General features: G+C 62.8%; 10 protein-coding genes and 1 pseudogene. 8 read left to right on the top strand and 3 right to left on the bottom strand.

Going from position 1 to position 12,262, the window contains the following annotated elements; all coding sequences use genetic code 11:
• The 3 genes from A2J01_RS00470 to A2J01_RS00460 form a co-directional block, all read right to left on the bottom strand.
• A partial coding sequence (locus tag A2J01_RS00470; protein WP_064111409.1) for a TerD family protein occupies positions 1 to 1,429 on the bottom strand: 1,429 nt, incomplete at its 3' end.
• 221 nt (positions 1,430 to 1,650) lie between these two features.
• Positions 1,651 to 2,772, bottom strand: a complete 1,122-nt coding sequence (locus A2J01_RS00465) for a DUF475 domain-containing protein (RefSeq protein WP_046377871.1) — start codon at positions 2,770 to 2,772, stop codon at positions 1,651 to 1,653.
• A gap of 137 nt (positions 2,773 to 2,909) precedes the next feature.
• Positions 2,910 to 3,485 (bottom strand): TerD family protein, encoded by a 576-nt coding sequence (locus A2J01_RS00460; RefSeq protein ID WP_003941199.1) that lies wholly within the window; start codon positions 3,483 to 3,485, stop codon positions 2,910 to 2,912.
• Positions 3,486 to 3,728: 243 nt separating this feature from the next.
• On the opposite strand from A2J01_RS00460, the gene A2J01_RS00455 reads away from it, so the two are divergent.
• The 8 genes and pseudogenes from A2J01_RS00455 to A2J01_RS00420 form a co-directional block, all read left to right on the top strand.
• Positions 3,729 to 4,874: a hypothetical protein gene (locus A2J01_RS00455; RefSeq protein ID WP_007727045.1), complete on the top strand. Its 1,146-nt coding sequence runs from the start codon at positions 3,729 to 3,731 to the stop codon at positions 4,872 to 4,874.
• A gap of 92 nt (positions 4,875 to 4,966) precedes the next feature.
• Positions 4,967 to 6,124, top strand: coding sequence for an HpcH/HpaI aldolase/citrate lyase family protein (locus tag A2J01_RS00450; RefSeq protein ID WP_054187879.1), 1,158 nt, complete (start codon positions 4,967 to 4,969; stop codon positions 6,122 to 6,124).
• Positions 6,121 to 7,410: a phosphoribosyltransferase family protein gene (locus A2J01_RS00445; protein ID WP_064111406.1), complete on the top strand. Its 1,290-nt coding sequence runs from the start codon at positions 6,121 to 6,123 to the stop codon at positions 7,408 to 7,410. The genes A2J01_RS00450 and A2J01_RS00445 overlap by 4 nt, the downstream gene beginning before the upstream one ends.
• The gene (locus tag A2J01_RS00440) at positions 7,407 to 8,516 is read left to right on the top strand and encodes a cysteine protease StiP family protein (protein WP_003941082.1); all 1,110 of its coding nucleotides are present in this window, start codon (positions 7,407 to 7,409) and stop codon (positions 8,514 to 8,516) included. Before A2J01_RS00445 ends, A2J01_RS00440 begins: the two co-directional genes overlap by 4 nt.
• On the top strand, positions 8,513 to 9,370 hold the full coding sequence (locus A2J01_RS00435; protein ID WP_082900762.1) for an HAD family hydrolase: 858 nt from the start codon (positions 8,513 to 8,515) through the stop codon (positions 9,368 to 9,370). Before A2J01_RS00440 ends, A2J01_RS00435 begins: the two co-directional genes overlap by 4 nt.
• A gap of 27 nt (positions 9,371 to 9,397) precedes the next feature.
• Positions 9,398 to 10,807, top strand: a complete 1,410-nt coding sequence (locus tag A2J01_RS00430) for a TerD family protein (protein ID WP_050655989.1) — start codon at positions 9,398 to 9,400, stop codon at positions 10,805 to 10,807.
• 157 nt (positions 10,808 to 10,964) lie between these two features.
• A complete protein-coding gene (locus A2J01_RS00425; protein ID WP_042922710.1) occupies positions 10,965 to 11,858 on the top strand; it encodes an SGNH/GDSL hydrolase family protein in 894 nt (297 codons plus the stop codon).
• A 40-nt stretch (positions 11,859 to 11,898) separates the two neighbouring features.
• Positions 11,899 to 12,262 (top strand): annotated as a pseudogene (locus A2J01_RS00420) (TerD family protein); the annotation flags it as partial.

Below are 12,262 nucleotides of genomic sequence, written 5' to 3'. Positions count from 1 at the left end.
CGAGATCTGCAGTGAACCGCAGCGCAAGGTTCCGCGCGAGCGCGATCCACGACTGAGCGACCGCCGCTGCCTTCGGATCTCCAGGACGTAGAGTTCCGGCGCTCACGGAATCGCGTATCGATACCCAGTGCCGACCCATGTCGACGAACTCCGCGGCCCCGGACTTGGGATGTTCGATGTACCGGAGAAATTCGCTGAGAATCCAACCTTGCAGCGGATTGTCGATTCCGCCGTGCGAGAGCACCATCCGAGCCTCGTGGATGACTTCTGCCCAAGAGAGATGCCGCAGCGCAACTTTGGTGAGCTTGCGCTTGTCTACCTCGACGGGTAATTCGCCGGCGCCGGCAGGCAAGTCGTTGGACAGGCTGATCACGACGTCGTACTTGTTCTTCTTGGCGACGTCGAGATAGTTTTCGAGCTGCTCTCGGGTATGGGTGCCTGCTCCAGTCTTTGCTTCGAGCAAGCCGGTCCAGAGCCGGCTTCCGCGGGCGATGCGCCACACCGCATCCGGGATCACCCGAGATTCACCTTTGACGTAGGGAACTTCGACATAGCCCTCGAACGAGCCGGCCGGTGCGCCCACGCGGGACGAAACCGCCCGCGCAAACAATGGAACCGCTTGCATCGTGGAAACCAATGCCGACGTCGTGCGTCGTTCTTGTTCCTCGCCGGTTCCGACGCCGATCACCGAGAAGAGTCGTGCAGGTTGCCAGGTCTCGGACTCGGCGTGCTTGAATTCGGGTAGTGGAGCCTTCTTGGGCACGGGCTTCGCTGTACGAACCCCGCGCTGCCGTGCGGGCTTTGGTGGCGTCGTGGGTTCGGTGACTGGTGGATCGGATTCCGATATCGGTTGGGGTGTCTCCAGCTCAGGTGACGACGACTCCTCGACGGGGGCATCCTCGCTCACGTCGACTCCGAAGTCTTCGGCGAGCCCGGCGAGTCCTGAAGCCCAACCTTGGCCGATGGCGCGAAGTTTCCACTTCCCGTTGCGCCGATAGACCTGACCGAAGACGAAGGCGGTTTCGGTGGATGCGTCGGCGGTGACGTATTCGGCGATAGGAGAGCCGCCGGAATCGACCAGTTGGAGCGCAAGTTTGCCGAGGTCTCCGAAAGAGCCGGAGTCGACGCTGCCTACCAACGCGATCGCATCGACCTGTTCGGGTACAGCAGCGAGGTGGACGAGGAGGCGCTCGTGCGGGCCGGATTCGGCTTCGCGGCGGCCGAGATAGCGAACCGAGCCGTCAGCAGATTCCTGTTGGTTGTAGAAGACGAAGTCCGCGTCGGACCTGACTTTTCCGTCGGCACCCAGAAGCAATGCCGAGGCATCGACACCGAATTCCGTATTGTCCCAGGTGATCACGATGTCGATCTGATCGAGTTCGTCGGGGAGCTCGATGTTCTGGCCTTTGGACAGAAACTGGTCTTCCACGAATTTCCCCTCATCACTGTGCACAATCGGATTTCGCCTCTTGATTGTGCCGGGGTGGGTCGAGATTTGTGCGGTTTCGCATCCGCAGGGCAATTGTTCACCCGCAGGCTGAATTTGACGCGCGGCTGAACAATTGGCTGTGAATGCAGAGAGTTTCAATTCAGGCATAACAAACAAAACGCCCGCAACCAATTGGTCGCGGGCGTTTCGTGAAAAGAACGTCAGACAGTTGCCGGAGTGTTCTCGTCCAACTTCGGATCTTCGTTCGCGATTCGCTTGTTGCGAATGAGGCTGCTGATGAAAGCAGCGCCGATCAAGAAGACACCGACCAGGCCGGTGATGATCTCGTTGATGTGAACGCCGATGGACACCATCAAGATGACGGCCAGAGCGCCGATGGCCCAGTGCGCACCGTGCTCGAGGTAGACGTAATCGGAGAGCGTGCCCTTGCGGACCAGGAAGACCGTGATGGAACGGACGAACATCGCGCCGACGAAGCCGAGGCCGAGGGCGATGATGATCGGGTCTGCTGTGATGGCGAATGCGCCGATGACGCCGTCGAAGGAGAAGGACGCGTCGAGGACCTCGAGGTAGAGGAACAGGAAGAAGCCGGCCTTACCGGTCGCTTTCGCGAGCTGCGTGGGGCCGCCGGACTTGGCGGTTTCTTCCTCTTCGCCTTCTTCCGGCAGATTGAACAGTTCACCCAATCCGTTGACCGCGATGTAGGTGATCATGCCCAGAACGCCCGAGATCATGACGGTGGAGACCTTGTCGTCAGCAGCGAGGAAAGAACCACTGAGAACCAGGACGATGCCGGCCACGACGACGGAGAGCTGATCGAGCTTGCCGATGCGAGCGAGCGGCTTCTCCAGCCAAGACAGCCAGGTGATCTCACGCTCTTCGAAGATGAATCCGAGGAAGAGCATCAGCAGGAACATGCCACCGAAGGCAGCGATCTGCGGGTGAGCGTCGGTGAGGATGGTTTCGTAGCTCGGCTCGCCGTTGGCGAAGTACGCGGCGTCGTCCGCAGGCGGGTTCAGTGCGAGGTCGAGTGCAGCTACGGGTCCGAGACCGGATGCAGCCCAGACGATCACGAGCGGGAACACCAGACGCATACCGAAGACGGCGATGATGACGCCGATGGTGAGGAAGATCTTCTGCCAGAATTCACTCATTCTTTGCAGAACAGTGGCGTTGATGACGGCGTTGTCGAAGGAAAGCGAGATTTCCAGAATCGACAGGATGATGACGAGGAACAGTGCCTCGGGTCCGCCGTAGATGAACGCAACGATCATCGCGAGGATCGAAATTGCGATGGATAAACCGAATATTCGCAGTACCACGGAGCGTGGCCCTTTCTAGTTGGTCAATGCAGAGTGGTTACTGCAAGCGGTCTCTCACCGCATCCGAACGTGAAAACGGGGAGGGTTCCACAGACTACTGCGGAACCTTCCCCGAGTCAGCTCGTCGAGAGCGAAGATCAGACGTTGACGCCGTAATCGCGCGCGATGCCCGCGAGGCCGGACGCGTAGCCCTGGCCGATTGCGCGGAACTTCCACTCTGCACCGTTGCGGTACAGCTCACCGAAGACCATGGCGGTCTCGGTGGAAGCGTCCTCGGAGAGGTCGTAACGAGCGAGCTCGTTGCCGTTCGACTTGTCGACGACGCGGATGTACGCGTTGCGGACCTGGCCGAAGGACTGCGAGCGAGCTTCTGCGTCGTAGATCGAAACGGGGAAGACAACGCTCTCGACCTCGGCAGGAACCGCTGCGAGGTTCACGTCGATCTGCTCGTCGTCGCCTTCGCCTTCGCCGTCCGTGTTGTCACCCTTGTGCTCGATCGAGCCGTCGGGCGAACGGAGGTTGTTGAAGAAGATGAAGTGCTGGTCGGAGAGGACCTTCTTGTTCGAGCCTGCGCCGATTGCGCTGGCGTCGAGGTCGAAAGCAGCTCCGGTGGTGGAACGTGCGTCCCAGCCCAGGCCGACGACCACTGCAGTCAGGTTCGGGGCCTCCTTCGTGAGAGAGACATTGCCGCCTTTGGTCAAGCTGACGCCCATTCAGGGGTCCTTTCAAGAGGAGAGACAAGGCCCACTACGACGCGAAGTCGTCTTGGGAGTGTGTTTACCTCCACCACCCTAACCGCAGTTCCGGTGTGTTCGCCGTAACAGCAGAATTACGAACCGAGAAGCGAAGTGCTGGACCCGTAGGATTCAATCGTGGTGGGAAGATGGTCGGAGCGCTTCAATCGGGGGGCAAGAGTGGGGGAGTCGGTCAGTCGTGCGCGGGAGGCGCAGACGGCCATGGTTTCGGCGTTCCTCGACATGGACAAGCGGCAGACCATCGCGTCGGCAGCAGTCGACGCTTCCGCCGAGCTGTACCCCGAGCGAGGGCTGCGCGCTGCGTGGGAACCCGTTCGGGATCGGTGCTTCCAGGCTGCGTCGGACTACCTCGACACATCCGAGCGCTATGGCAACGATCAGGTACTCCACCAGAACCCGAACGGTGCTCGGGCGGCGTTCGAAAAGTCGGTAGCCGAACTCGTCGAGGCGGCAAAGGGCGTCGACGCCTTCTACAACGGGCATCGTGCGCACCTCGAGCAGGCGACGGTCACGATGTCCGCCATTCCCGTCCTCGGCCAGCAGGCCCGAACCCTGGCGAACGCCGTCCGGGAAAAACTGGCTGCCACCGATCAGCGCTATCGCGAGTACCCGTCGGTGGTGACGGCCTCCGAACACCTCGACGACGCGGTTGCAGCGCTCGACAATGCGCGCTCATCCGGTCGCGCCGACGCAGTCCGCACGCGGGCCGAGAGTGTCCGCGAAGCGGTATCGGCGCTCGAGGAAGCATTGGCAGAAGCCCCGTCGACCCAGCACCGTGCCGAGATGACGATTTCCTCGGTCTCGACCAGGTTGTCGGCAGTGCGCACTCGAGTGGACCGCCTGGATCCGGCGTACTCCGCATTGCTGCGCGAGTTCAACGCCGCGAGTTCTGCTGACCTCGTCGACAACAGCAGTCGCAGCCGAGCGCATATCGATCAGGCCGACATCGATCTCAAGGAAGCGAAGCAGTCGCTGGCTGCGGGAAACCCCGAACATGCACTGGCTTTGATGGCCGAAGCCCGCGTGCACCTCGCCGACGCCGAAGCGTGTGCCGACGCCGTGACGGACCGTCTCGCTACTCTGCGTGCAGTCCGGGCAGATCCGAGCCAAAAGGAACGTGAGGTTCGTTTCCGGCTGAAAGACGCCCAGATGTTCGCTGTTAACCAAGGGTTGGTGGCGGAGTGGGGCTCTGTACTCGATGCTCAACTAGCAAGGATCGAGCGAGCGAGTGCGTCACTGTCGGGAACTCATCCGGACTACTGGTCGTATGTATTACAGCTGGACTCGGTATCGACGTTCATCACCGAAGTTGTCGAGAAGATGCGGGCGCGAGCCGGCAAAAACTGAATGGTCGGGCCGATCGGGGGATCGGAGTTGCCCGACGCGTTGTCACAGGGGGTCGTTTCATGGACTTGATTGCGGTTACAGAGAGAAGAGAAATGCAGCACTTTCAACATCTCGAGGATGACGTGCGGGAGCAACTGTTCCTGCATGCGCCTCGATCGTTCGCGGATTCCGACGAGAGGGATCTGCTCGCGATTGCTCTGGGTGCAACTCTCTACGTTCCTGCCACCCGGGCCGGGTTGGCCGACATCGTGTCCAAGCGTGCGTCCGAGGGCGTCAGCTCGATGGTGCTCGATCTCGAGGATGCCGTCGCCGATCACGAGGTCGAATCGGCGCGAGCGAACGCGGTCGAAGCTCTCGACAAGATCGCGTCCACCGACGCCGTCGGCATGCTGCTGTTCGTGCGGGTTCGTGAAGTCGCGGACATCCACAAGGTCGCCGCGTCGTTGACCGAGGGGCGCGCCGCGCTCACCGGGTTCGTAATCCCCAAGTTCGGCAGCGAGTCCGGCCCCGTGTTTCTCGACGCCGTCGCGGACGCATCCGAACTGCTGGGTAAGCATCTCTACGCGATGCCGGTACTCGAATCACCCGCGCTGGTGCACCGCGATACGCGTGATCTCGAATTGCGCACCATCAGTGGGATTCTCGGGCAGCACCGCGATCGCATCCTTGCCGTCCGCATCGGCGCCACCGACATGTGCAGCACCTTCGGCATCCGTCGTGACCGCGATCTGACCATCTACGACGTGCGCGTGGTGGTCGACGTCATCGCCGACATCGTCAACTATCTCGGGCGCGCGGACGGTTCGGGTTTTGTCATCACCGGGCCCGTGTGGGAGTACTTCGCCGATCACGAACGCATGTTCCGGCCGATGCTGCGCGCCACCCCGTTCGAGGAACACGACGCCGTCCGGTTCCGTCAGCATCTCGTCAGCCGCGACCTCGACGGTCTGCTCCGTGAGATCGCGCTGGACCGAGCCAACGGAATCCAGGGCAAGACGGTCATCCACCCGTCGCACGTCGCAGCGGTCAATGCACTGTCCGCTGTCACGCACGAGGAATATCACGATGCCCTCGACATTCTCGGTGCCGACGCCGGGGGAGTTCAGGCGTCCGGCTACCGGAACAAGATGAACGAGATGAAGCCGCACCGCAATTGGGCCCATCAGACTGCGCTCCGAGCTCACGTGTTCGGTGTGACCAACAAGGGAATCACGTTCGTCGAGTTGCTGACGGCGTTGGTCGATCGATGACAGAGCTTGTCCAGTCCAAGGACGTTCCCTGGGCTACAGCAGAATTCGGCTTGGACCTCGTTCACGGTGATTCGTCACTCGGGCATTCGGTGCCCGATCTGGTGATCCCGGGACTTCGGCGGAATCCGCGTCGCGCTCATCTGCTGGTGTCCACCGTGCTGGGAAAGCACGTGCCCACCGAGCCGTCCGTGGTCATCGGCGCTGCCGACGACCTCGGCGATCTGGTGCGGACCACCCTCGGTGAGGGTGTCGACGTCGTCGTTCTCGGGTTTGCCGAAACCGCAACAGGTTTGGGCCACTGCGTCGCAGCTCGCCTGCACGCTCACTGCTACCTGCACTCCACGCGCCGAGACGTACCAGGGGCTACGACGCTCGCCGGATTCGAGGAGGGGCACTCGCACGCCACGAGCCATCTGATGCAGCCGACGTCCGCCGAACTGTTCGAGAACGACCTGCCTCTGGTCCTCGTCGACGACGAGATCTCCACCGGCGCCACCGCGATCGATGCCATCCGGGCGCTGCACGGGCAATGCCCGCGAAGCCGCTACGTCGTGGCCTCGCTGGTGGACATGAGAACCGAGGAACACCGAGTCGCCGGCGAAGCCGCGGCGGCAGAGTTGAATGCACGAATCGACTACGTCTCTCTCGCTTCGGGTTCGACGGTCCTGCCCGACGGCCTGACCGAGCGCGTCACGGCGCTGGATGCTCCGGATCTCAATCCGATCGGTGATCGCCGCGGCACGCTGTCTCAGATGGATCTGCCGTGGCCGGCACATGTCCCCGACGGTGGCAGGCACGGCTTTCTCGATGGCGACACCGCGGCATTCGAGTCAGCCGTCGAGGCAGCGGTGTCCATTCTCGGATCGTCGATCGACGCGTCGCGTGCTGTGATCGTGATCGGTCACGAGGAGTTGATGTACCTGCCACTGCGCATCGCTGCGGGCTTGGAAAGCTCTGGGCGAGCAGTTCGTTACCAGACCACAACTCGCTCACCCGCGTACGTCGTCGACGTGCCGGGATACCCGCTGCGTCGCGGGTTCACCTTTCCGGCACCCGAACTGGGTGAGAACGACCCTCGATACGTCTACAACGCGCAGTGGCCTGATGCGGCGGTCGACGCGCTTGCGTTGCTGGTCATCGACGAGCCCGCCGACACCGATCGGTTGACGGCGATGGACGGAGTGGTCGAGGTGTTGCGGAACTCCGGCACCGACGTCCTGGTCGCCACCGTTCGCGGGGCCGATCCGTCGGCGCTGCGAGATTCCAGAGCAGGGAGCTCGTCATGAACGAACCATTGGTCGGGCCCGAATTCGGTTCGTACGCGCCGGGCGAAGTGAAGTGGCTGCTCAAGGATCTCTCGCACGTGGATCTCGAAGCGGATGTATCCGTGCGCGAGAAGCGTATTCAGTCGGGTGAGGCGCACTATGCCGAGTCTCTCCCCATCGAGTACCAACCCGATCAGGCATACCGGGATCTTTTCGAGACGGTGCTCGCCGAGAGCGCTCCACGGTTGGCGCGCGCTGTCGGGACCGTGATGGACCTGGTCTTGGCCGAGCGGGGGAGTGACATCACGCTGGTCTCACTCGCCCGGGCCGGAACACCGATCGGGATTCTGATGCGGCGCTGGGCCCAGCAGACCCGCGGGTTGACGTTGCCGCACTATGCGGTGTCCATCGTCCGTGGCAAAGGAATCGATTCCGTCGCACTCGATTATCTTGCGCACCATCACGACTCGGAGAACGTCGTCTTCGTCGACGGCTGGACGGGCAAGGGCGCCATCGCCCGCGAACTCGACGCAGCGTTGACGGAGTACCACGAGGCAGGCGGAGCGAAGTTCGACTCCGATCTGGCTGTTCTCGCCGACCCCGGACACTGCGTGCGAACGTACGGGACCCGTGACGACTTCCTGATCGCGTCGGCGTGCCTCAATTCGACGGTGTCCGGCTTGGTCTCACGAACTGTCCTCAACGACACCCTCATCGGGCCCGGCGATTTCCACGGCGCCAAGTTCTACGCCGACCTCGCCGACGTCGACGTTTCCAACAGGTTGCTCGACGTGGTCTCGGCCGAGTTCGATTCGGTTCGCGGCGACGCAGCGGATTCTCTTGCTGCAGTGCTCGATTCCGATCGGACGCCGACCTGGGCCGGTTGGGAGTCGGTGGAGAAGGTGCAGGCCGAGTACGGGATCTCGACGGTCAACTTCGTCAAACCCGGTGTCGGAGAAACAACCAGGGTGCTGCTGCGCCGGCTTCCCTGGAAGGTTCTGGTGCGCGAACTCGAAGCCCCGGAGCACGCACACATCCGGTTGTTGGCACAGGCCCGTGGGGTCCCGGTCGAGGTCGTCCCGGATCTCGCCTACTCGTGTGTCGGCCTGATCAAGGACATCACGTGAGCCGTGTGGACACCGCTGCGTCCCAGGTCCTGATCGCCACGGATCTGGACCGCACGATGATCTATTCGCAGGCCGCGATCGGCGGCGATCCCAGTGGCTCCGACCTGGATTCGGCACCGAGCCCGCTGTGCGTCGAGTACTACAACGGCGGTCCGCTCTCGCACATGAGCGTCGAATCGATCGAACTGCTGACCGCGCTCAGCTCGCGGGTTCCGGTGATTCCGACGACGACCAGGACCATTGCGCAGTTCCAGCGGATCGATCTTCCCGGCGGACCGTGGAAGTACGCGATCACGAGCAACGGCGGAAACATCCTCGTAGACGGCGAGGCCGATCGCGACTGGCGAAACGAGATCGACCGTTCGACCCGTAAGTCCGGCGCCGAGTTGCCGCAGGTTCAGGCGGAACTGGAATCGCGGATCGACTCGAGTTGGGTCAGCTCCATTCGTGTTGCCGACGACCTGTTTCCATACCTGGTCGTCGATCTGGCCGTGATGCCGAGTGATTTCGAAACCGAATGGAATGGGTGGTGCGTGACGCGGGGCTGGAACGTCTCGCGTCAAGGCCGCAAGATCTCCACGATGCCCGACGCGGTCTCGAAGTCACGAGCGCTGGCAGAGGTGCGCCGCAGACTGGTCGAGTCGGGTGATCTGGATCAGTCCGCCGTCGTGATCTCGGCTGGTGACGGCGCATTGGATGCGGACATGCTCGAATACTCCGATTTCGCGATCAGGCCCAGGCACGGTGAGCTGGAAGAACTGAATTGGCAACGGCCGACCGTTACTGTGACAGAAAGGTCCGGTATCGCAGCGAGCGCGGAGATCTTGCGGTGGTTCTCTTCCGCGCTCGGGTAATACACGCTCTCTATGAAGGGGATTTAGTTGTCTGTATCGCTTGCCAAAGGGCAGAACGGCCCGCTGGACGTCTCGGATGTAGTTGTCTCGGTTCAGCTGGCTGCGGCCGCTGACCTGTCTGCACTCCTCGTGACGAGCAACGGAAAAGTTCGTTCCGACGCCGACTTCGTCTTCTTCAACCAGCCGACCGGACCCGGCGTGCAATTGGTACCCAACCCGGGTGGCATTGCCTCACTCCGAGTCTCACTCGCCGGCGTACCCGCCGATATCGAGCAGGTTCGCGCCGTCATCACGCTCGACGACGCTTCGTCGAACTTCGGGCGCACTGCTGCACCGACCGCTCGGGTCTCCGATGCGGCCGGGAACGTGTTGTACGAGTACGTGATCGACGGCCTCACCACCGAGTCCATCGTCATCGCGCTCGAGGTGTACCGACGGCAGGGTGCGTGGAAGGTGCGCGCCGTCGGCCAGGGGTACGCGGGTGGATTTGCCGCGCTGGTCACCGATCACGGTGTGTCGGTCGACGATGCGCCCGCGCCGCCGCCGCCCACTCCGGTCGCGGCTCCGGCGCCGATCACCCCGCCCTCGTCCGTCGCTCCTACACCGCCGGCGTACAACCAGCCGCAGCAGCAGCCTTCGTACAACGCGCCGCCGGTTCCGCCGGCCCCGCCCGCGTACAACCAGCCGCCTGCCTACAACCAGGGACCGACGCCGCCGGCCTACCCGCCGGCGCAGCAGCCTGCGTACAACCAGCAGCCGACGTACAACCAGCAGCCGACGTACAACCAGGCACCCCCGGCGCCTCCCGTGCAGAACCAGCCGCCGGCGCAGCAGCCCGAGGTGAGCCTGGTCAAGGGACGCCCCGTCAGCCTGACCAAGGGCCAGAAGGTCACACTCCGCAAGGAGGGCGGCGTCGCGCTCACCATGATCCAGATGGGTCTGGGTTGGGATCCGATCAAGAAGAGCGGCCTGTTCGGAAGCCGTACCGCCGACGTCGACCTCGACGCTTCGGCACTCCTGTACGCCGACGGCAACCTCGTCGACGTCTGCTACTACGGTCAGTTGACGTCCAAGGACGGCTCGGTCCGTCACATGGGTGACAACCTGACCGGCGACGGAGACGGCGACGACGAGGTCATGCTCGTCGATCTGCAGCGGGTCCCGGCTCACGTGACCACCGTGATCTTCACCGTGACCTCGTACCGCGGACACACGTTCGAGCAGGTCTCCAACGCTTTCTGCCGTCTCGTGGACAGCACCACCAACTCCGAGCTCGCTCGATACACGCTCCAGGGCGGCATGGCTTTCACCGGAATGGTGATGGCAAAGGTATACCGCGTGAACGGTGAATGGAAGCTGCAGGCCATCGGTGAAGGTATCCAGGCCAAGCACGCAGGAGAAGCTGCGCCGCAGCTGGGCCGTTTCCTCACTGCTTGAGTCGAGACTGCATAGTCGAGATGAATCCGGTTCGGCGGTAGGTGATTTCGGTCGCCGTCCGTCGAACCGGACATCGTTTCCCCTCTGTGCGTTAACCTCATGCGGCATGTCGAGCCGTCAGTCGAGCGGCCGTGCGCGAGAGGACTTGGCACAGTAGATGATCATTCGAGGGAAACTTCTCGGTCGGGCGGCGGCCGTCGCAGGCGTTGTGCTGGCGCTCGTGAGCACCGGAATCGCGCAGGCTTCGGTGCCCCAGTCGGAAACTCGGTCAGGAGTATCCGGCACCGGGATCAAGTACGTCGCCCTCGGTGACTCCCGTGCCTCCGGTCCAAGGCTGGAACCGATGTACCCCGACGCCTGTTCGCGTTCGTACGAGAACTTCGCGGGCAAGATCTCTCGGGCACTCGAGGTCGCGGAGTTCACCGACGTCTCTTGCAGCGCGGCACGCGCCGAGAACATCATCGACACTCCACAGCTGATTCCGAACTACTGGCCTGTCCAACTCGATGCCGTTCACCCGGACACCGACCTGATCACCATCTCGATCGGCGGCAACGACTCCAACAGCATCTTCCTCGGTCCCCTGTGCGTCGCTCCGGGGCCAGGAACCGATCGTGGATGCCGGTACGACCCGCTCGCGAATTCCGTCGCCCAATCCGGAATCGACCGGGCTGCCGGAGAATTGGATCGCATCCTGACTGCGGTCACGCAGCGCGCGCCTAACGCTCGCATCTACCTGATCGGAGAGGGCGGCATGATCTCCTCTCGCGGATGCTGGCCGAACATTCCGTTCTCAGACGCCGACGCATCCTGGTTCATGGACTACTTCGCTCGCTACAACACGAAGTTCGACGAGGTCGCCCACGCCCACGGTGTGCGCACTGTCGACATTGCGGCGGCGAGCATCGCCGGCGGGCACGACGCATGTGCGAGTGCAGATCAGCGTTGGTTCGAAGGCCTGTTCTCGGAGTCGACGGCGCAACGCTTGCACTTCACGGACGCTGGGATGACCGCGGTGGCCGATCTAGTGGTGGCGGACGTGCAAGGCTGACCGAGAGAGCCCGGTCATGGCATAGTTCGCTGCTGTGGGTATGACTTTTGTTCCCGGACAGAACGCGCCGCTGCAGGCGCCCGTGGTGACGTTTCGAGCCGAGAGCCAGACGCCGTTCGACGTGTCGGCGCTGGTAGCGGACGCGAACCTGCGGGCATTGACGTCCGCGGACTTCGTGTTCTACAACCAACCATCCACCGCTGGAGTGCAACTCGACGAGAGTGGCATCCGGATGGAACTCGATCGACTTCACCCCGATGCGGCAGCGGTGTTGTGCATCGTCAGCGTGGATCCGGCAGCGACGGCCGCGGGCGCCTTTCGCACGGCCGGGCTCTCCGCCACCCTGAGCGATCAATCCGGTTCGGTCCTGGCCGAATTCGCGATCCCCACCGCAGGTACCGAGA

Origin of the sequence: Rhodococcus sp. EPR-134 (assembly GCF_001647205.1) — a bacterium.
GTDB classification, from domain to species: domain Bacteria; phylum Actinomycetota; class Actinomycetes; order Mycobacteriales; family Mycobacteriaceae; genus Rhodococcus_F; species Rhodococcus_F qingshengii.
Note: the sequence above shows the minus strand (reverse complement) of the source record. Positions and strands in the feature narration are given on the sequence as shown.